The organism is Pseudomonas sp. 24 E 13 (assembly GCF_900004715.1).
Classification (GTDB): Bacteria; Pseudomonadota; Gammaproteobacteria; order Pseudomonadales; family Pseudomonadaceae; genus Aquipseudomonas; species Aquipseudomonas orientalis_A.
Map to the genome: position 1 here is coordinate 1 of NZ_CVTO01000090.1, position 20,044 is coordinate 20,044.

The 20,044-nt window shown below is 54.5% G+C and carries 18 protein-coding genes; all 18 read right to left on the reverse strand.

Translation table 11 applies throughout. The features are described 5' to 3' along the window. The coding region (locus BFP90_RS05715; RefSeq protein ID WP_141688932.1) for an NAD(P)(+) transhydrogenase (Re/Si-specific) subunit beta at positions 1-848 on the reverse strand (848 nt) is incomplete at its 3' end. Further along, the gene (locus tag BFP90_RS05720) at positions 848-1,168 is read right to left on the reverse strand and encodes an NAD(P) transhydrogenase subunit alpha (protein WP_003187417.1); all 321 of its coding nucleotides are present in this window, start codon (positions 1,166-1,168) and stop codon (positions 848-850) included. The genes BFP90_RS05715 and BFP90_RS05720, both read right to left, overlap by 1 nt. Before the next feature lie 15 nt (positions 1,169-1,183). Then, on the reverse strand, positions 1,184-2,305 hold the full coding sequence (locus tag BFP90_RS05725; RefSeq protein WP_065896204.1) for a Re/Si-specific NAD(P)(+) transhydrogenase subunit alpha: 1,122 nt from the start codon (positions 2,303-2,305) through the stop codon (positions 1,184-1,186). Positions 2,306-2,841: 536 nt separating this feature from the next. Next, complete coding sequence (locus tag BFP90_RS05730; RefSeq protein WP_058422021.1) at positions 2,842-3,540, reverse strand: pirin family protein; 699 nt, start codon at positions 3,538-3,540, stop codon at positions 2,842-2,844. 253 nt (positions 3,541-3,793) lie between these two features. Beyond that, on the reverse strand, positions 3,794-5,374 hold the full coding sequence (locus tag BFP90_RS05735) for an aldehyde dehydrogenase (NADP(+)) (RefSeq protein ID WP_065896226.1): 1,581 nt from the start codon (positions 5,372-5,374) through the stop codon (positions 3,794-3,796). A 90-nt stretch (positions 5,375-5,464) separates the two neighbouring features. Then, entirely contained in the window at positions 5,465-7,219 is a 1,755-nt protein-coding gene (locus tag BFP90_RS05740; RefSeq protein ID WP_065896205.1) for an FAD-dependent monooxygenase, read from the reverse strand. 153 nt (positions 7,220-7,372) lie between these two features. After that, a complete protein-coding gene (mhpT, locus tag BFP90_RS05745) occupies positions 7,373-8,632 on the reverse strand; it encodes a 3-(3-hydroxy-phenyl)propionate transporter MhpT (protein ID WP_058422019.1) in 1,260 nt (419 codons plus the stop codon). Positions 8,633-8,809: 177 nt separating this feature from the next. Next, positions 8,810-9,829 (reverse strand): 4-hydroxy-2-oxovalerate aldolase, encoded by a 1,020-nt coding sequence (gene dmpG / locus BFP90_RS05750; protein ID WP_065896206.1) that lies wholly within the window; start codon positions 9,827-9,829, stop codon positions 8,810-8,812. Positions 9,830-9,839: 10 nt separating this feature from the next. Beyond that, positions 9,840-10,775, reverse strand: coding sequence for an acetaldehyde dehydrogenase (acetylating) (locus tag BFP90_RS05755; RefSeq protein WP_017138689.1), 936 nt, complete (start codon positions 10,773-10,775; stop codon positions 9,840-9,842). A 32-nt stretch (positions 10,776-10,807) separates the two neighbouring features. Continuing rightward, complete coding sequence (mhpD, locus tag BFP90_RS05760) at positions 10,808-11,602, reverse strand: 2-keto-4-pentenoate hydratase (protein WP_017138688.1); 795 nt, start codon at positions 11,600-11,602, stop codon at positions 10,808-10,810. 111 nt (positions 11,603-11,713) lie between these two features. Continuing rightward, positions 11,714-12,583 carry an alpha/beta fold hydrolase gene (locus BFP90_RS05765; protein ID WP_065896207.1) on the reverse strand — a complete coding sequence of 290 codons (870 nt, stop codon included), beginning with the start codon at positions 12,581-12,583 and terminating at the stop codon, positions 11,714-11,716. A 72-nt stretch (positions 12,584-12,655) separates the two neighbouring features. After that, positions 12,656-13,603: a 3-carboxyethylcatechol 2,3-dioxygenase gene (locus BFP90_RS05770; RefSeq protein WP_065896227.1), complete on the reverse strand. Its 948-nt coding sequence runs from the start codon at positions 13,601-13,603 to the stop codon at positions 12,656-12,658. Positions 13,604-13,874: 271 nt separating this feature from the next. Further along, complete coding sequence (locus BFP90_RS05775) at positions 13,875-14,993, reverse strand: alcohol dehydrogenase catalytic domain-containing protein (RefSeq protein WP_065892871.1); 1,119 nt, start codon at positions 14,991-14,993, stop codon at positions 13,875-13,877. Positions 14,994-15,058: 65 nt separating this feature from the next. Further along, positions 15,059-16,024 carry a VOC family protein gene (locus BFP90_RS05780; RefSeq protein WP_065896208.1) on the reverse strand — a complete coding sequence of 322 codons (966 nt, stop codon included), beginning with the start codon at positions 16,022-16,024 and terminating at the stop codon, positions 15,059-15,061. 56 nt (positions 16,025-16,080) lie between these two features. Next, entirely contained in the window at positions 16,081-16,398 is a 318-nt protein-coding gene (locus tag BFP90_RS05785) for an NIPSNAP family protein (RefSeq protein WP_017138683.1), read from the reverse strand. Positions 16,399-16,418: 20 nt separating this feature from the next. Further along, entirely contained in the window at positions 16,419-17,318 is a 900-nt protein-coding gene (dapA, locus tag BFP90_RS05790) for a 4-hydroxy-tetrahydrodipicolinate synthase (protein WP_065896209.1), read from the reverse strand. 47 nt (positions 17,319-17,365) lie between these two features. Next, positions 17,366-18,118 carry an SDR family oxidoreductase gene (locus tag BFP90_RS05795; RefSeq protein WP_065896210.1) on the reverse strand — a complete coding sequence of 251 codons (753 nt, stop codon included), beginning with the start codon at positions 18,116-18,118 and terminating at the stop codon, positions 17,366-17,368. After that, the gene (locus tag BFP90_RS05800; protein ID WP_065896211.1) at positions 18,115-19,893 is read right to left on the reverse strand and encodes an acetolactate synthase catalytic subunit; all 1,779 of its coding nucleotides are present in this window, start codon (positions 19,891-19,893) and stop codon (positions 18,115-18,117) included. The genes BFP90_RS05795 and BFP90_RS05800 overlap by 4 nt, the downstream gene beginning before the upstream one ends. Positions 19,894-20,044 lie beyond the last annotated feature (151 nt).

Below are 20,044 nucleotides of genomic sequence, written 5' to 3' on the forward strand. Positions count from 1 at the left end.
ACATTGAAGAAGGAGCGGTTCATGGCCTTGCACATGATGTACGACAGGATCGCGCCGCTGGAGCCCACCAGGGAGCCGGCGATGATCAGCATCGAGTTGTTCAGCGAGAAGCCGATCCCTGCCGCTGCCCAGCCGGAGTAGCTGTTGAGCATCGAGACAACCACCGGCATGTCGGCGCCGCCGATGGGGATGATGATCAGCACGCCCAGTACAAAGGCCAGGGCCAGCATCACGGCGAAGGCCGTGAGGTTGCCGGTGAACATGAAGGCCAGGCCCAGGCCCAGCGTCAGCAGGCCCAACACCAGGTTGAGCTTGTGCTGGCCGCCGAACTGCACCGATGCGCCCTGGAACAGGCGGAACTTGTACTTGCCGGAGAGCTTGCCGAAAGCGATCACCGAACCGGAGAAGGTAATTGCACCGATGGCGGCACCCAGGAACAGTTCCAGGCGGTTGCCCGCAGGAATGGCGTCGCCCAGGTGCTTGACGATACCCAGCGATTGCGGTTCGACGACCGCCGCGATGGCGATGAATACCGCAGCCAGGCCGATCATGCTGTGCATGAACGCGACCAGTTCCGGCATCTTGGTCATTTCGACGCGCTTGGCCATGACCGAGCCGGCGGTGCCGCCGATCAGCAGGCCGACGATCACATAGCCGATACCGGCCGTCGCCAGCTCAGCGCCGAGCTTATAGATGAGGCCAACGGTGGTGAGTACCGCCAGCGCCATGCCGAGCATGCCGAACAGGTTGCCGCGCCGCGAAGTGGTCGGGTGCGAGAGGCCTTTGAGGGCCTGGATGAAGCAGATCGACGCAATCAGGTAGAGCGTCGTGACGAGGTTCATGCTCATTACTTGGGCGCCTCTTCTTTTACTTTCGGGGCTTTTTTCTTGAACATCTCAAGCATTCGCCGGGTGACCAGGAAACCACCAAACACATTGACCGCCGCCAGGGCCACAGCCAGGGTGCCCATGGTCTTGCCCAGCGGTGTGACCGTGAGGGCGGCGGCGAGCATGGCGCCGACGATCACGATTGCCGAAATGGCGTTGGTTACGGCCATCAACGGCGTGTGCAGCGCGGGTGTCACGTTCCAGACCACGTGGTAACCGACATAAATCGCCAGCACAAAGATGATCAGGTTGTAGATACCGGGGGAGATAAGCTCTTCCATCGTCTGAATCCCTGCTTAGGCGTTTTTGCGGATGACTTGGCCGTCGCGGCACATCAGGCACGCGGCGACGATGTCGTCTTCGAGGTTGATTTCAAACTGCCCTTCCTTGGTGAAGACCAGCTTCAGGAAGTCCAGCAGGTTGCGCGCATATAAAGCAGAAGCATCGGCGGCGACGGCACCGGCCAAGTTGGTCGGGCCGCAAATGGTCACGCCGTTTTCCACCACGACCTGGTCGGCGACGGTCAGCGGGCAGTTGCCACCTTGGGCAGCGGCGAGGTCGATGACCACCGAGCCCGGTTTCATTTGTGCGACGGTTTCGGCACTGAGCAAGGTCGGGGCTTTGCGGCCCGGGATCAGCGCCGTGGTGATGACGATGTCCGCTTGTTTGGCGCGTTCATGCACGGCCAAGGCCTGACGCTGCATCCAGCTCGACGGCATCGGGCGTGCGTAACCGCCAACACCGACCGCGCATTCACGCTCTTCATCGGTTTCGTAGGGCACGTCGACGAACTTGGCGCCGAGGGACTCGATCTGCTCTTTTACGGCAGGGCGCACGTCAGACGCTTCGATCACGGCGCCCAGGCGTTTCGCCGTGGCGATGGCCTGCAGGCCGGCGACACCCGCGCCGAGGATCAGCACGCGCGCGGCTTTGACGGTGCCGGCGGCAGTCATCAGCATCGGCATGAAGCGTGGGTAGTGATGGGCTGCCAGCAACACCGCTTTATAGCCGGCAATGTTGGCCTGTGACGACAGCACGTCGAGGCTTTGGGCGCGCGAGGTGCGTGGCGCAGCTTCGAGCGCGAAGGCGGTAATGCCTCGCTCTGCCAGCTTGGCGATGGTTTCGTTGCTGAACGGGTTGAGCATGCCCACCAATACGGTGCCGCTTTTGATCAGCGCCAGTTCGCTGTCGCTGGGAGCAACCACCTTGAGGATCAGTTCGGCGCCAAACGCATCGTTGGCGCTGCCAATGGTTGCGCCTGCCGTTTCATAGGCACTGTCGACGATGCTGGCTTTGATGCCGGCACCGCTTTGTACAGTGACCTTATGGCCCTGGCCGATCAGCTTCTTGATGGTTTCCGGGGTGGCAGCCACCCGCGTTTCACCCGTCAGAGTTTCGAGAGGAATACCGATTTTCACGTATATCTCCATACCAAGATAAGAACGCACCATGCGGCTGGATGAGCAGCCACCGCGTAGATATCTTCTGGTTTAGGTGAACGGGGCTAGAGAGGAAGCAGAGGCCTGGCTAGGCAAATATTTTCGAGGGCTTGCGGGGGGCTGCTCGATCGACCTTTCGTGCGAAGTGCTGAGGTTATGCAACGCTGGCTCAGCGTTCCATAAAGCAGAATACACAGTGGAGAACTTTACTGATGTCGTGAGTAAGCAGCGAGCGTTGTGAGACGTCATCTGTAGACACCTTGTACGGCGCAGTTGGAGCGCTCTAGGTTCTCTCTGAAACGCATGAAAAGACGATCCACTCACAGGAGTTGTGTGGGGTACTGAACCGAGTCCGTTGTCCCGCGAGTGAGACAATCCTTAGCTAAGGAGGATCAGATCAGCCTATCTCTCATGCAATCTATTATTTTTATGCGCAGTGATGATGCACTACTAATATTCTAGCATGCAAGTACAAAAGCTGACCCTGTATGACACGATTTCGGCGGCGACCTATTTCACGCAATGTCCACCATTACGACTTCGCTGTGCTCAAGAGCATTGAAGTCCAGGAGGCTTTCATCTCTAACGGCCGCACCATCGCCCTCCTTCAGAATTTTATCATTCAACTTCATGCTGCCCTTGGCCACGACCAAATATGCTAAGCGAAGAGGGTCGATTGCATAGCGGGCGCTCTGGCCCTCTTGCAGCGTTGCTGCAACAAGACGCGCGTTACAGCGAATAGGCAACGCGTCCCCGTCCCCTTCGAGCCCACTGGCCAAGGTCACAAAACGCCCTGCTGAAACACCCTTAGGAAACGGACGTGTCCCCCAAGATGGCGGCATACCGGCCTGGTCTGGCTGGATCCATATCTGGAAGGTCTTGGTGACACCTGGCTCAAGATTGTATTCACTATGGGCGATACCAGTGCCGGCACTCATGACCTGGACGTCTCCAGCAACCGTTCGCCCTCTGTTACCTAAGTTGTCCTGGTGGGTAATCGCCCCTTCGCTAACGTAGGTTATGATTTCCATATCCTTGTGGGGGTGAGAAGGAAAGCCTGAATTGGGCGCAATTATGTTGTCGTTCCAGACAAGCAGGCGCCCCCAGTTCATGCGATTAGGATCGTAGTAGCTCGCGAATGAAAAGTGATGTTTCGCGTTCAGCCACCCGTGGTGATCGCTACCAAGTTGATCAAATGGGCGCAGCTCTATCATGTCTTTTCCCCGGGTTCAGGTTGGAATTGCCAGACATCATCCTTTCAAAAAAACACTAGAAAAAGCGCAAATTAGTGTCCAATTCGTCCAGTATTTTAGATAGTTCATGAAGTGAAGCCGCGTATGGCGTCGAGGTCGGGAAGATCGCTACCGGTCGGCTACCATGTATTCGTCATCTGCTTTAAGGATGGCGCCCAATCGCTGCACGCCAAGTTTGTCAGGCGTGCCTATGGGCTCAGAAACGCTTAAAATTCTAGATTGCGGCAGATGACCAAACACCATCGACCAGACGATTTATGCCCAAAGGATTCGCATTTTTTAGCGCGTCAGGCAGAAGAGCATCTGGATAATTCTGATAGCACACTGGCCTCAGGAATCGATCTATGGCGGCCGTCCCTACTGAGGTTCCCCGAGCATCTGATGTAGCAGGGAATGGCCCGCCATGCACCATCGCATCGCATACCTCGACTCCCGTGGGATAGCCGTTAACAAGAATACGCCCCACCTTCTCTTCGAGCATTGGCACCAACCACTCATGCTCTGACAAGTCAGAACCTTCAGCGATCAGGGTGGCTGTTAGTTGCCCCCGAATCGCCTTTAAGACAGATCGCAGCTCATGAGTATTTGCAGCTTCCACCAATATAGTGGTCGGCCCAAATACCTCTTCCTGAAGTAAGGAATCGCCGTCTATCAACAGCGCCGCATCGGCCTTGAAAAGTTGGGCCTCAGCCACACCGGCGGTTTGAGGTCTACCAGCAAGATGCGTGACTCCTGAGTGGGCGTGCAGCTTATGGACGCCTTGGCTATAGCTGCTTAATCCTCCAGCGTTAAGCATGGTCTGGGCGGGAGCTTGGCTAAGCCGATGTACTAAATACTCAATGAAGCGCGAGAACTCTGGCGATTTCAAACCGATAACCAAACCAGGATTAGTGCAGAACTGCCCTGCCCCCAGCGTCACTGAATCACCAAGCTCATTGGCGATTGCTGCGCCACGGATCTTAAGTGCCTCAGGAAGTACGAACACAGGGTTGATGCTCGACATCTCGGCGAACACCGGAATAGGCTGGGCACGTTCAGAGGCAATCTTGCAGAGTGCGGTACCACCTGACAGTGACCCCGTAAAACCAACTGCTTGAACAGCCGGGTGCTTAACCAGGGCTTCGCCGACCCTTGAGCCGAAAATCATGTTGAAAACACCTTGAGGCATTCCGGTGCGCTTTGCCGCGCGCTCAATCGCGCACCCCACAAGATCGGCCGTGGCCATATGTCCGCTGTGAGCTTTTACGATTACCGGGCAACCTGCTGCTAATGCTGCAGCGGTATCACCACCGGCGGTCGAGAACGCCAGTGGAAAGTTACTTGCTCCAAATACCGCAACGGGTCCGACCCCAATTCGATATTGACGAAGGTCAACTCGAGGAGCGGGCTTACGCTCTGGCAAAGCACGATCGATACGAGCCCCGAGGTAATCGCCTCTACCTAAAAGTTTCGCGAACATCCGCATTTGATTGCTCGTACGAGCTCGCTCGCCCTGGATTCGCGCCGCAGGTAGTGCCGTTTCCCGGCTAACGATGGAGATGAAGTCATCGTCCAGGAAATCGAGCTCTTCTGCGATTGCTTCTAAAAACTCAGCCCTTCTAGATGGCAAAAGGTTTCGAAAAATAGGAAAGGCATCCTGAGCTGCACAGGCCGCTTCGTCCACCTCTTGAGGTGTTGCCTGGAAGAAAACGCAATCCAATTCCTCACCGGTAGCTGCTTCGATACTGCGTAATGAAGCAGCGCCTATACCACTGCGACTTCCTGCGATGAAATTCTTACCAACAATATGCTGCATATGATCGATCCCCTCACTGCCTCTTGCGACAGCCTTAAGCGTTAGGTCTGCGAAAAACTGATAAAAGGGGCACACTAAGCCCCTTCAAAATCAGGCTGTACCCAGGACTTTCTCCAAAGCCCCCTGAAGTTGAGTAATCGCCCCCTCAACGCTCCAAACTGCCTCCGATTGACGCCATGCAATGTAGCCATCAGGGCGAACCAGGATCGCTCCAGCCTCGTCAATCTCTCGCACGCGCTGCCAATCGAAATAGGCGTCAGCAGTACCCTTTTCACCTGTCACGACTGTGCGTAGATAGGGAAGATTGAGTTCCTTCGCTGCACTGACCCAGGCCTGACCGGAAAGACCGGTGACCAGAGAGAATTTGCCCTTGCCTGTTACGTCAAGTGTTGACGTCCTCAGTCCGTTTTTATCGACGAGCCAGGCATGGGGAATCTTCGCACCAGGCCGAGTAGTCGCTTGCAGGAAGAGTTGTTTATCTTGAGCCCAAACCTCTTCACCGGCGGCCTCGTCAACAACAACTGCATCGGATTCATAGCGTTGATTCAGCTCTACGCCCTGAGCGTTGAACTCATAATCCTTGAGCTCGAGAGCCTTCTGAAGAAGCTCGCGAGTTTTCGCGCCTTCCGCAGTCGGTTCGCGCATACGCTTAAGCAATTTGTCGACGGTGTCCACGCCCTGGTTCATTTTGAAGCATTCTTTGAAAAGCCCGTAATCCGCTCGTGATTGGTTGGCCCGCGTGACAATTTGTTTTCCTACGGGTTGACGCTCAAGAGTGTAGGAGTCCAGCAGGGATTGATTCGCGTAGCCCTTAATGACGTAAGCCAGTTTCCAAGCAAGGTTGAAGCCGTCCTGCACCGAAGTATTCGAACCCAACCCGCTTGATGGCGGATGACGATGCACGGCATCACCGCCGCAATGCACCCGACCGTTGGAGTAGAAGGACGCGTATGCCTGATTAACGTACCAGGTGCTGTTCCTGACTATCTCTACTTCGAGTTCAGGATCACCCACAAGAGTACGGATACGCTGCAGAACATGTTCTGGTGAAAAATCAGGTTCGCCCTTCGCCATGTCGAAGCCCCAACCGGCGATCCATTGACTCCAAGGCTTGACCGCGCGAAGCAAGCCCATGCCAATATCACCAAAGCCAGCAACAGGATTCGCAATCCACTGCAGCACACTCGGGCGATGGGCAACGTACCGGCTTAGATCGGCGTTAAAAACAACATAGGCAGTTCCTGCTCGAGCCATCTCCCCTTCGATAGGCAGGCCTATGTGCTCGACAATTTTCGAACGCGCGCCATCCGCTCCCACCAAGTAACGGACACGAATCGTGTACTCGCGCTCCGTGAGCAGGTCTTTGAGGGTGACCGTAACGCCGTCCGCATCTTGGACGTGATTGAGGTACTCGGTGTTAAACGAGAATTGCGCGCCACGCTCAGCGGCGTGTTGAACCAGAATAGGTTCCATGAGCGGTTGGACGATATCAGCCATTGGGCATGGGCTGCCTTTGATGTAATCGCCTTTGCGTGCATCACCTGACCCCCAGGATCTCATCCGAGCGATCTCTTCACCAGCCAAGCTGGTGGTGATTAGGGCGTCTCCCATTAGCTCCCACGGCGTCGCGTGTTTCTTGACTACATCTTCAACACCCAGGTCACGGAAGACCTCCATGGCCCGTTGATTCGTAATGTGAGCACGCGGGGAGTTGGCCAAGTAATTGAACATGGTGACAACTCGCACTCTTACTCCATAGGTGGCTAGAGCGAGTGCTGTGGTGGCGCCGGCAGGACCTGTTCCCACAACCAAAACGTCAGTATCGAAGTGCTGGGAATTGTTCATTATTGTTGTCTCCATTACGACAGGCTTGTAGTTATTGTCTGACTAGAGCATCTGGCCAATCCTGGGATCGACTTCAGGATTGGCAGCGATCAATCTGAGCCCTGATTTCTTGCATGCTAGCATGCAAGAATATTAATCGTAAATCAGATTTATCTAGGTAGGAGCCTGAGTTTCTGATGATTGAACGACCGGTGTGTCCGAGTCCGGCGTCGCGAATGATGTACCACTTTTTACCACCGACAAATAGCAAAGAGATACAGCCGCCACCACTATCCCTGGCACACAGGAGAGCATCACACCGGCAGTGCCAGTGCCAAGAGCCAGCATTTTACCAGCGACCAAGGGCCCACTCATTGCACCTAGCCTGCCTATCGCCACGGCGGTCCCGACGCCGGTAGCTCTGCCCTTTACGGGATAAAATAAAGGTGCCAGGGCATACAACACACTTTGGCCTCCAGTGGTGAAAATACCCGCAAGAAAACCAGCCACAAGCATTCCGATCAGCGTAGTGGATACGTACAGCCCCATCAACGCTACGAGCATGCCTATATAGATGATGAGTGACATTACCCAAGTCGGCACTCTGTCCATCAACATACCGAGCATCAGCGTGCCGATTGTGGCGCCAAGCTGCATCGTGAGAACAACCCAACTGGCATTTTTGCCCGAGAATCCCTGAGCAACCAAAAGGCTCGGCAGCCAGTTGATCAAGATGTACGTCACCATCAATGTAAAGAAGAAGCTCGCCCACAGCAGTAACGTGGGTTTAGCATTGCCCTTTGCAAAAAGCAGCGTTGAAACCCTTAACGTATCCTGCATCGTTCCAGAAAAAGCTTTCGATTCGGGTAGGTAAACTGCTAGCAAAGGCACGATCAACAAAGGAACGATACCGCCGACATAGAAGACCAGTTGCCACCCTAAACCAAAATCGTTAACGCCAAACAGCGCAGCTCCGGCTGCCCCCAAGGGTACGCCGCAATACATCATGCTCACTGCGGTGCCACGAAACTTGGGACCAGCGACCTCTGAGGTCAATGCAATGAGATTGGGCAGAGAAGCTCCTAGACCGGCACCGGTGAGAAAACGCGCCGCAATGAGCGAGTTGAAGTCCCACGCTTCTGCTGTCACCAAAGAAAAAACACCAAATAGGGCGACAGAAGCCATGAGCACATACTTACGTCCATATCGATCCGCCAACCGGCCGCCTAAAAAAGCACCCGGTAGCATTCCCATCACACCCGCACTAAAAACCCAGCCCATGTGGAGCTTGTCTATACTAAATGCAGACATCATTCCCTGGGCTGCAATCCCCGGAGCCTGAAGATCCAAACCCTCCATTAGGGCAACCATGAAGCAAAGTGCAATGGTGATGACGAGCCCGCCGCGGGCTGTGTTACTCGGTAGATTAGACATTACCTAACCTCCGGTGCGACGTAGCCGACACAGCTGTTTTTGCGAGACAAAGACGCGGTCGAAATAAAATGCGGTGCCGGTCTTTATCACCAATGAATGATTGGCAGACGTTCATATCAGTAACCCAATTGTTATTGTTGTCATTGAGCAAAAGGCCGCTTTAAAGGCGGCCGTTTTTTAACGCTTCAAGAGATCCAGAGCGACATCGACGATCATATCTTCCTGACCGCCGACCATACGGCGTTTGCCAAGCTCGACCAGGATGTCGATGGTCTTCAAGCCATACTTTGCGGCAGCCACTTCGGCGTGTCGCAGGAAACTGGAATAGACCCCGGCATAGCCCAGAGCCAGAGTCTCACGGTCGACACGTACTGGGCGGTCTTGTAGAGGTCGGACGATATCGTCTGCAGCATCCATTAAGGTGTACAGATCAGTGCCATGGTTCCAGCCCAATCGCTCAGCTGCCGCGATGAAAACCTCTAACGGCGCGTTACCTGCGCCTGCCCCCATACCAGCAAGACTGGCGTCGATTCGGTCACACCCCTCTTCCACTGCGGTAATGGAGTTAGCTACGCCCAGTGAGAGGTTATGGTGAGCATGCATCCCGGTGTGAGTCTCGGGCTTGAGCACTGCTTTGAAAGCACGGAACCGATCGCGGATATCCTGCATATTCATGGCACCGCCGGAATCAGCCATGTAAACGCATGTCGCACCGTAGCTTTCCATCAGCTTTGCCTGCTCGGCCAATTTTTCCGGCTCGATCATGTGGCTCATCATAAGGAACCCAACGGTATCCATCCCTAGCTCACGCGCAAACTCGATATGCTGCTTGGAAACATCCGCTTCGGTGCAATGCGTGGCCACGCGAACGACACGAGCGCCAGCGTTGTAGGCTGCCTTGAGGTCATGGACAGTCCCAATGCCTGGCAGTAACAGGGTCGCGATTTTCGCGTGGGTAATGACGTCAGCCGCAGCCTCAATCCACTCAAGGTCGGTGTGCGCCGCAAAACCGTAGTTAAAGCTTGAGCCCTGAAGACCGTCACCGTGCGCCACCTCGATGGAGTCGACCTTGGCTTTATCCAGCGCCCGGGCAATGTCCTGAACATTCTGGATGCTGTACTGATGACGAATCGCATGACTGCCGTCGCGCAGAGTAACGTCAGATATGTAGAGTTTTTTATTCAGATCGATGCTCATTGAATATTCCTCAGACGCTCGTCATTGAATGGGCCATGCGCTCTGCAGTTGCCAACGCGGCGGATGTCATGATGTCGAGGTTGCCCGCGTAGGACGGCAGGTAATGCGCAGCGCCTTCGACTTCCAGAAAAATGGAAATCTTGAGACCGTGAAATTTTCCTAGCCCAGGAATATTCAACGGCGCCTGTTCCGAGATTTCATCGAACTGAACCTTTTGCTTCAAGCGATAGCCCGGAACGTATGCTTGTACTGCAGCGACCATCTCTTCGACCGACGCTTCGATCTGGGCTTTATCCGCAGCTTCCGACAGAACGAAAACTGTATCTCGCATCATCAAAGGGGGCTCTGCCGGGTTCATTACGATGATGGCCTTACCGCGAGCGGCCCCACCAACAGCCTCGATAGCCTGGGAGGTGGTTTCAGTGAACTCATCGATATTCGCACGCGTACCCGGCCCAGCGGACTTACTAGCGATAGATGCGACGATCTCGGCGTAGTGAACCTTTGCCACTCGCGATACCGCCGCCACCATCGGGATGGTCGCTTGGCCACCGCAGGTGACCATGTTGACGTTGAGCGCATTTAAGTTCTGCTCAAGGTTCACAACGGGAATGCAATATGGCCCAATGGCGGCGGGAGTCAGGTCAATCAAGCGGATACCTGGCTTGATGCTACGCAGGAATGCATCGTTCTTCACGTGAGCGCCGGCACTCGTCGCATCAAAGACAAAATCGATCTCGGAAAATATCGGAAGCTTAGTCAGGCCTTCTACGCCCTCGTGCGTAACGACGACGCCTAAGCGTGCCGCTCGAGCGAGTCCGTCAGAATTAGGATCGATACCAACCATAGCGCCCATTTCCAGGTGCTTGGCATTACGCATGATCTTAATCATCAGATCCGTACCGATGTTGCCGGAGCCGACAATTGCCACTTTGAGCTTTTTCATGTTTTTTGCTCTCTCATCTCTTAGGTGCACAATCAACCAGCGCTGAATTCCACCGCTACATTACCGACACCGCTAATCGTTGCTTCGAACCGATCACCGGCAGCTACTTGCACCATCGGCCCTAGCGCCCCTGTAAGAATGATGTCACCTGCTTTCAAATGCTCACCAAGCTGAGCCATGGTGCGAGCTAGCCATACCGCAGCATTCAATGGATGTCCCAGACATTGCGCGCCGCTACCTATTGAAATTGACTCACCATTTCGGGTCATTTCCATTTGTGCTTCACGCAAATCCAAACTGTCCAATCGCCGTGCCGGGCCGCCCAACACAAAACTTCCACTTGAAGCATTGTCAGCCACCGTATCGACAAAACGGATGTTCCATCCTTGGATACGACTACCCACGATTTCGAGCGCAGGAAGCACCCAGCCGGTAGCTGCCAAGACATCTGCGAATGTGGTATCTACGCGAGGCAGGTCGGACTCCAAAATCAGAGCGATCTCAGCCTCAATTTTTGGCTGCAGCACGCTTTTGAAGGGAACGACTTCGTTATCGCCATAACACATGTCGGCGAACAACGTCCCAAAATCGGGTTGATCAACACCAAGCTGGGCCTGAACCTGTTTATTTGTTAAGCCGATCTTGCGACCGATGACCCGCCGACCAGCTGCACTGGCGTGGGCCACGTTCAATCGCTGAATGGCGTACGCCGCTTCCCGGTTATCAAGACCAATCTGATCACGTAGAGGCTCAATTGCTTCACCACTGTTTTCAGCCTGGCGCAAAGCTCCCGCTAATTGCTCTAGAGTCTGTTGGGTCACATTCATAAGACACCTCGTAATTGCGCGCTGTACGAATCACCCGATGCTGTGCGTGTGGGCATCGGGGTACTGGGTGTCGGGACTGAGGGAACCATAGTCCCTACACCAGGTAAGCGATTAATGGGTGAGGAAGTCCAAAACCATCCGGTTGAACTTGTCAGCATGCTCCCACTGCGCCCAGTGCCCGCAGTTGTTGAAAACGTGCAATTCGGAATTCGAAATACCAGCAATCAAGCGCAGTCCGGTATCCATCGGGACGAAGCGATCGTTGCGCCCCCAAATGACGAAAGTCTCGGCTTTGATTTCACCAAGGCGATGGCCGAAATCCGGAAATTGCTTAGGGTTTGCGTCGATACTTTTGACAAAGTTATCCAAGTGCTCCCGCTGGCTGAGCATATTGTCCAGGCGGCCTTGGAATAGTTCGTCAGTCAGCGCACTGCTGTCGTAGACGAACACCTTCATCATTTTTTTGAGGTTCTCGATATTGGGCTCGCGGTAGACGCTCTGGATCAGCTTGATGCCCTCTGTGGGCATTGGCACGAAGGAACTCGCTCCACCAGTACCACCACCCATCAAGACCAACTTGCCCACCCGTTCAGGGTTGTCCAACGCAAAAGCGACTGCTGTGTGGCCACCCATCGAATTGCCTACCAGGTGGACGCGGTCAAGCCCAAGTGCGTTGACGAACCCTTTGAGCGCAGCAGCATTAAGATGGGAGCGTGAGCCAGTGCAGACCACGGGATCGCTTTTGCTCCAGCCTGGGCAGTCCATCAAAATGACGCGAAAACCTGCGTCAACAAACGTGTCGATGTTGCGATTGAAATTTGCCCATCCGCTAGCCCCAGGGCCTGAGCCGTGGAGCATGATGATTGTTTCAGCCCCGTCACCTGCATCGTTATAGTGCAGTTGAAACTCATGTTCGCCTTCTTTAACGCGAACCAGTTTGCTGGTGTTTTCATTGGTGAAGGCTTGCTTGGCAGACGTCATCTCTTCTTCCTCATATGATTAGGAGATGGGCTCCTGCGAGTTATCGCAAGAGCGGGAAAAATTCAAACTCGCTCAGTCAGCAATTGGACGAGCGCTCAACGCACCAAATCCCGCAATCCACTCTGGGATGGGGCGGTAGTAACGATTACTCGTTTGATAAGAGCCATAAGCCGTCATAGCGGCGAATGCAGCCACCCAGGCTTTGACCTCGTGAGTGGATTTGCCCGCTATGGCTGAGAGTTCGTCATCACCGATGCCATCAAGCTCATGCAAATCGCCGGCTTGAAGGGTGTCGAGAAAATAGCGATCCCATGTCGGGTTTAGCGGATGCAGGGAATTCTGATCATCGATAAAGAGCAGGGCCGCGTTGATAACCCGCTGCGTGCGCGCCTCCCGCTCATCTAGCGGCAGGTTCCTGCCTCCACCTAACAAACGCTCTCGTAAGTGCGAGTTTGCAGTTGCCAGCTCGGGTACCGGGGGCTGATGAGACAAACCGCCAGATCCCAGAAACAGAACACGCTTGTCGGTTTTGGCGGCATAAGCCCCCACTGCTTCACCGAACATTCGAACCCGCTGAAAACTCGGCATGGGGCGCGCAAGGCAATTGATGAAAATCGGAATCGTGGGATACCGATCTAACCCGCCTAGCAGAAAATCGAGTGGTTGGGCGAAACCGTGATCGACCTGCATGCGATAAGAAACTGCAGCATCTACTCCCGCAGCTAACACCGCAAAAGCGAGTTCCTCAGCTTCCCGAGCTGGCACTGAGATGACACCCGCAGCAGATCCAAAATCGCCGATGGCTTCTGCAGCAGTACCGATGCAAAAGGACGGCATGATGTCGTAAAAGAAACCGTTGTAATGGTCAGGAGCAAACAGGATTACAAGTTCAGGATCGAAAGCTTCGATCTGCTGACGGGCCGAATTAATCTCGGCATTAATTTCTGCCAGAACATCGGGGGAAGGGTCGACTAAGCCGACCAGAGGTGTGTGTGACAGACAGTGGAGGAAAACGCTCATAGCCATGCACCTTGTCATGCGCTAAAAAACCCGAAGGTTTTCGGCACACTAACGACGGCCCAAGTCGAATGCAGTGAAGGCTGCATCGATACCCTAAAAAGGGCGAGTAGCGCTCGTCGTCATGCGTACGCTTTTGTTGTTGGTGAAATCATCATGCCTACTCACATACTAGCATGCAAGAACAATATTAACCTGAGGCGCTGGCATTTTCTCGTCAATGATTGTTCTGGAATCCCTGCGGCCGATGTTGAATCGGCCGTAGGGAGCGCACTTACGCTTGCGGGTTTATAACGAAATTAGTGAATCCACCATGTCGCCCGGCTATGGAATCCAAGGCTTCGTTGATGCGGCTCAGCCCAAAACCAGTCGTCTCGAATACCGACAGATCGAGAACGCCTCGCTCCGCCATGTCAGCAATATCCTGTCCCTGGCCGGCTGTGAACCAGTTAGAACCCAGCCACTGAACCTGGGCTGCCATTAGCTTGAACAGATTCATCGGAACCAACTCAGACACACCACCCACATGCACAGCTTGCGCACCACGATGCAGGCAATCGATCGCATCAGTGACTGCGCTTGCAGGCGCTCCCGGCCCCAAGGTGTCGACAACGAGATCAACCCCTGCTCCGTTGGTATTAGAAAAGGCCCACTCTGACAAGGAGTTGCCGTCAGACGTTGAGAATGTTTCGATTCGCTGAGGGGCTAACTGGCGAACTTGCTCCAGAAGCGCCTTATCCCTGGCGACAGCAAAGATACGAGTGACGCCAAGCGCTAGCGCCAATAGCACAGCGCCAAGACCAAGAGTCCCGCTTGCACCGTTGACCAACACAGTCATACCAGGGCCCGCTTTACCACGCTTAAGAGCAGCGTACGCCGTTCCCAGATACCCGAACCGCGCCGCCTGATCGAACGTTACATTATCTGGCAGCTTCACAAGGCTATATTGGGGAGCTGTCATAAACTGCGAGAAGCCACCGTAGGGGTAGTGCTTCAAAAGATCATTCGCCTCGGGCGAAAAACCGAAATAACCCGAGTAGCCGAAGCGCTCGCAGCTCAGGGGATCACCCTTGCGGCAGCAGCGGCATGTGCCACAGAACCGAGCCGGATTTACATAAACCCTATCGCCCTCTTTAAAGTTGAAAACGCGTTTTCCGACCCCGACAACGGTACCGGCAGGGTCCAAACCGAAAATGGCAGGTAACTTCGGCAGCGGCAGATCTGGAAACCAGGTTGGATAGTTCTTGATCACGTTCCCAAGGTTGGGCACGACACCACACGACTCTACTCGTACAAGCACTTCATCGCTGTCAGGAGTAGGAATATCGATTTCGTCCACACTCATCGGGGAACCGATATCGTGAAGCCGAGCGGCACGCATTTTATTAGTCATTTGAATTCTCCATTTTGTTATTGATAGCGGAGTTATTTTTTACTCATGCTGCACGCTGACACGGATCACTTTCGCGTCGCGTTGTACAACCCTTCAATTACGTTTACGTTGGCACGTGCACCATCTTGAGCGGCGGCCATCCTGATACGTCTAGCCTCTTCCTGGCCTTCTGGAGGCAGCCAGTTGCGGTCATGCCCCCAGAAACTGGGCCCGTGGACAACTTCATAGGGCTCCCACGTTTCGGGATCAATAACCAGGCCGCCCCAACCGCACTCAACCAGAAACCCGGATGGGCTCTTTGCATAGAATGAAACCACCTGATCGTTCGTATGCCTTCCCAACGTCGTTGCAATTCGCCCTTCATCCACCAACGCCAAGTCGTAGGCCTGTCCGACGTCATCAAGACTTAACGTCTCAAACATGAGGTGGTGGATACCAACCTTGCCCGTTTCCAGAATTGCCAGACTATGGTGACGTTGGTTTAGATGCAGGAAGATCGCCTTGAACGGTCGCTCGAAATAGTCACTCAGATGAAAACCCAAAAGGTCACGGTAAAACGGCAAAATATCCTTGGCGCTTGGTACGGTGAGGACCACATGGCCAATGCCCATGTCCCCAGTCCGGAAACCTTGCATCGTACGTCCTGGAATGAAGGGCGTTCCTGCCTCAGCCAATCCGTGATAGACCTCAATGCGATTGCCAATGGGATCTGAAAAAACAATCAAGTCCCGAACCTGCCTTTGCTCACAAAGGGAGCGCGACCCACGATTGACGCGTACCTGTGCCTGTTCCAAACGCATAGCGAATTGGTCCAGAGCCGCAGCGTCGGCAACCTCCCATCCCATGAAGCCAAGGCCGTTGCGGTTCGCTTCGTTGACTGTCAAACGTTGTTTACGGTCATCCATCCTGAAGGACATACCATCACTCACCGTTTCGGTAAGCTGAAGCCCAAGAAAGCGAGAGCCATAATCCTTCCAACCCGAGGAGTCGGTAGTATCGACTCCCAAATAACCCAGAGCTTTAAGCGTCATTGCTGCATATCCTCTGTCGTCGCTGATGCACTTACCGCTATAGCGAGTCGCCTCGTTTAGAAATGAGATGGGGAAAATGCAGTGGGCAGCAGGATTTTGCTTTCTTGCTTCTGCATCACGCTGATGGTCGATTTGGATGGATCCGTCCACTCTGGATCAGACCAGAGCGCCTTACGACGGGCTTCACGATCAGCGTAATTTTCGTACGCCCAGAGCTGCACGATTTGATTAAGTTCACCCGTGTCAGTCGTGTAGTAACCCACCAGATTGCCTAAATGTTTTTTCTGAATTGGAAAGCGCTCTTTTTCAAAAAACGGTAACCATTCACGAAGTTTTCCAGGCAGAAGCGTGTAGGTCCGCATTTCTACGATCATTGGTTAGATCCTTATTGTAATTAGGTGATGTGATTAACTTTCACGATCCCGGCATCTCGCATCGCAGATGCGAGAACCGGCCTTGCCTTTTCAGAAAGCGGAACCAGCGGTAGTCGGCAGTGGGGCTTGATTAGGCCTAGCTCCCCAAGGGCCCATTTCGTCGGCGATGGGCTGCTCTCGATGAACAGTGCTTGGTGAAGAGGCATCAGTTGCAAGTTAAGCGCCGACGCTGCTTTTGCCTCTCCTGCCAATGCGCGCTCACAGAGCTGAGCCATTAGACGGGGGGCAACGTTCGCAGTAACGCTTATCGTCCCCTCCCCTCCAAGTAGCATTAGCGCCACAGCTGTAGGGTCATCACCTGAATACAAGCTAAAGCCGCTAGGTCTATAGCGAAGAATTTCAGAAGCCCTCTCGATATTGCCGGTAGCATCCTTGATACCAATAATGCTTGGCTCACATGCAAGCTTCAGAGTTAGCTCAACCCCAATATCTACCCCGGTTCGCGCAGGGACGTTGTAGAGCACAATAGGAAGGTCTACTGCCTGAGCGACGGCTCGAAAATGTTGAAACATGCCTTCCTGCGTAGGACGAACGTAGTAAGGAGCTACATGTAGCGCAGCGTCCGCACCAATCTTCTTAGCGAGCGCCGTCAACTCAATAGCTTCGCTGGTTGAGTTCGCACCTGCCCCTGCGATAACAGGTACGCGACTAGCCACCTGGCGAACCGCGAAGGCACATACCTCAATGTGCTCCTCGACGGAAAGCATGGCGGACTCGCCGGTAGTGCCCACGACGCAAAGGCCATGTGTTCCTTCGGCGATATGCCATTCGATAAGCCGCGCGAGGGACTCGTAGTCGACGCCTCCGTTCTCAAGCATCGGTGTAACAACAGCAACGATACTGCCTGCCAGGCTAACCATCACATACCTCTTCAGAACTGAATTGCACTGCAATCCGTCAAGTACACCTAGAGCTGCGGGGCGCCATAGGCCCCGTTCCAAACCGGTGAAATTACCAACTCATTAACACAGACATGACGGGGCATACTGGCGACAAACCTGACCGCAGCGGCGATATCCTCAGGTTTGAGCATCTTCGACAAAGCCGCCTCGGTGGGTGGCACTTTGCGACGCGACATGGCAGGCGTTGCGACTTCTGCAGGAGACAGCGCACAGGCTCGGATACCGTGTTGGTATTCAGAGGCATTGAGGCTGGTGGTCAACGCGATCACCGCTGCCTTGGCCGCGCTATAGGAAGGTCCTGGCTTGGCCGACACGAACCGACCGGCCCACGAGGCGATGTTGATTACCAACCCGCTCTTAAGCGCTCGCATCGATGGGAGCACCGCGTCGATCGTGTAGTAGACGCCGTTCAAATTGATCTGCGTGACCTGATCGAAATCTGAACTGGAGAGCTCTCCCCATGCGCGAGCCGCCACGTTCATCCCAGCATTCGCCACTAGGATACTTACCGGCCCGTAGTCAGATTCGATTTGGGCTACAGCACTACGAACCGCATCGAAAGATGTCACATCAACGCTTACAGCAGCAGCGTTCGGACTTAGGGTGTGCAAGCGTTCTAGCGCTTGCGCAAGCGCTGCTTCACCCCTGGCAGAAATCACAACAAAATGCCCGTCTTGTACAAGTGCTTCCGCTATTGCAAGACCGATTCCGCTCGACGCCCCCGTTACCCAGCAAACAGTTCGATTCGTGTTGCTCATGACACACCCCCGACTTCCAGGAACTCATCGCTTCCTGGATTCACGTCACCGCAGAAAAGCGAAAGCGGCGGGAACGCGTTGGGATCAATCATGACGTCCAGCAAAGCAGGAACACCGGCGGCGAATGCACGCTCCAGTGCACCCGCCATTTCAGCAGGATCACTTACAGTTTCGGCCCAGCAGCCAACAGCCCGCGCAATACCCGCATGGTCTACCGCTTGGAATCGGCAGGCGTCACTGTGCACACCGTAATGGACATGCTCGGCATGAAGTTCATAACCCAGAATGCTGTTATTCAAAACAATGAGAACCACTGGAATATTCATGCGCCGTGCTGTCTCAAGCTCCGACCAGCAGTGACCGAATCCACCATCGCCCTCAAGGGCGATCACTCGTGCATTCGGATGCGCTACCTTAGCCCCCAGCGCCATTGGATAACCCCAGCCCAAACCTGCGAGTCCTCGTGGAGTCAGAAAGCGAGATCCTGCACGGCGAGACGTGAGGAAGCTGGTGACCCAGTTGGTGGAGTAACTCGCATCTGCCACCACGATGTCATCTGGGCGCAGAATCTTGTCCAGTTCGGCCATCAGCGCCTCCGGTCGAAGCGCCCCACTGCGACCACTACCTATTGCAACACGTGCTTCTCGCACACGCGGTCGAGCAGCTTCAATTTCTGCTTTGACCGCTGCAGTCCGTTCAGCGCCATGACTAAAGTCATGCGAGGCCAATGCCTGGATGAGCGAATCAACGGTGAGTCGCGCGTCGCCCAATAAGCGCACAGAATCATAGTTGCGCCCGATTTCCATCGGGTCGATATCGATGTGGACGATCGTCGCGCCGTTTGGAACAATTTTCCAAGTGTCCGTCCCATTTTGATTGGTACGAGTACCAACCAGCAGAATCAGGTCGGCGTCAGCCAGATGGTGGCCGAGCTCATGACCGGGTGTGCCAGGCCCCATGCAGTTGCCAAAGACGCCCAGAGACAGCGGGCCGGTTTCGTCGACTGTCCCCTTGCCCATATTGGTTGTGGCAACGGGAATACCGCACAGCTCGCTCAAGCGATTGATACTAGCCGTCGCTCCAGAGAGATGCACACCACCACCGGCTACGATAATCGGTCGCTTGGCGCCTGCGATCAGCTTGGCAACGTGCTGTACAGCCTCCGGCGATGGAGCGAAGCGATCCAGTGGGAAATGCCCAAGATTGGAGGTGCGCGCCGGACTGGATGTAGCAGGCTTGCGCAGCAAATCCATTGGCAAAATAAGCACAGCAGGTCCTGGTCGGCCGCTGGATGCAGCAGTGAAGGCTTGGTCAATGTAATCGTCCAGCCGGCTGACCTCTGTCAGACGTCTAACCCATTTTGCGCAAGACTGAAAAAGGGTGAGGTGGTCAAACTCTTGAAACGCGTTGCGGTCAGTCATGCCCATAGGCACGTCTTGAACGATCGCCACCATTGGAACTGATGCCTTCAATGCTTCCGCCAATGGCGCGACCAAGAGGGTCGCTGCCGGACCATTTTGCGCAGCCACCACACCCACTTTGCCACTCACACGAGCATAGGCATCAGCCATTGCACCGCCTGCGTTTTCGGTACGGTAACCAACCTGACGGATACCATATTCATGAGCAATAACGAAGAAAGCGGCAGGAATGGCTTGACCGAATACATGAGTGACATCATGACGGCGCAGTGCAGCGGCAAGGACGTGAGCGGCAGTGGTGTTGGATTCTGTTGCGGCAGCTTGAGACTTATCCGCTTCTTGGGATTGTTTCACTTCGACCTCCTGAGTGCATTGCCCTAAGGCATTTGTGCGGTCCGCGTAGACGAACCTTTTTATTGGAATGCTAGCATGTAAGCTAAGCCTATGCGGTTAGCGAGTCAATGCTTGGTACGTGCTAATAACTGAATACGTTGCCGCCAAAACC

Excerpts from the sequence above, each read along its gene's own strand:
- dapA (WP_065896209.1), bottom strand. The coding sequence starts at position 17,318 with ATGGTTAGCCTGGCAGGCAGTATCGTTGCTGTTGTTACACCGATGCTT.
- BFP90_RS05765 (WP_065896207.1), bottom strand. The coding sequence starts at position 12,583 with ATGACGTCTGCCAAGCAAGCCTTCACCAATGAAAACACCAGCAAACTG.
- BFP90_RS05770 (WP_065896227.1), bottom strand. The coding sequence starts at position 13,603 with ATGAGCGTTTTCCTCCACTGTCTGTCACACACACCTCTGGTCGGCTTA.
- BFP90_RS05720 (WP_003187417.1), bottom strand. The coding sequence starts at position 1,168 with ATGGAAGAGCTTATCTCCCCCGGTATCTACAACCTGATCATCTTTGTG.
- dmpG (WP_065896206.1), bottom strand. The coding sequence starts at position 9,829 with ATGAGCATCGATCTGAATAAAAAACTCTACATATCTGACGTTACTCTG.
- BFP90_RS05755 (WP_017138689.1), bottom strand. The coding sequence starts at position 10,775 with ATGAAAAAGCTCAAAGTGGCAATTGTCGGCTCCGGCAACATCGGTACG.
- BFP90_RS05735 (WP_065896226.1), bottom strand. The coding sequence starts at position 5,374 with ATGCAGCATATTGTTGGTAAGAATTTCATCGCAGGAAGTCGCAGTGGT.
- BFP90_RS05775 (WP_065892871.1), bottom strand. The coding sequence starts at position 14,993 with ATGACTAATAAAATGCGTGCCGCTCGGCTTCACGATATCGGTTCCCCG.
- mhpD (WP_017138688.1), bottom strand. The coding sequence starts at position 11,602 with ATGAATGTGACCCAACAGACTCTAGAGCAATTAGCGGGAGCTTTGCGC.
- BFP90_RS05795 (WP_065896210.1), bottom strand. The coding sequence starts at position 18,118 with ATGAGCAACACGAATCGAACTGTTTGCTGGGTAACGGGGGCGTCGAGC.
- BFP90_RS05730 (WP_058422021.1), bottom strand. The coding sequence starts at position 3,540 with ATGATAGAGCTGCGCCCATTTGATCAACTTGGTAGCGATCACCACGGG.
- BFP90_RS05785 (WP_017138683.1), bottom strand. The coding sequence starts at position 16,398 with ATGATCGTAGAAATGCGGACCTACACGCTTCTGCCTGGAAAACTTCGT.
- BFP90_RS05780 (WP_065896208.1), bottom strand. The coding sequence starts at position 16,024 with ATGACGCTTAAAGCTCTGGGTTATTTGGGAGTCGATACTACCGACTCC.
- BFP90_RS05740 (WP_065896205.1), bottom strand. The coding sequence starts at position 7,219 with ATGAACAATTCCCAGCACTTCGATACTGACGTTTTGGTTGTGGGAACA.
- mhpT (WP_058422019.1), bottom strand. The coding sequence starts at position 8,632 with ATGTCTAATCTACCGAGTAACACAGCCCGCGGCGGGCTCGTCATCACC.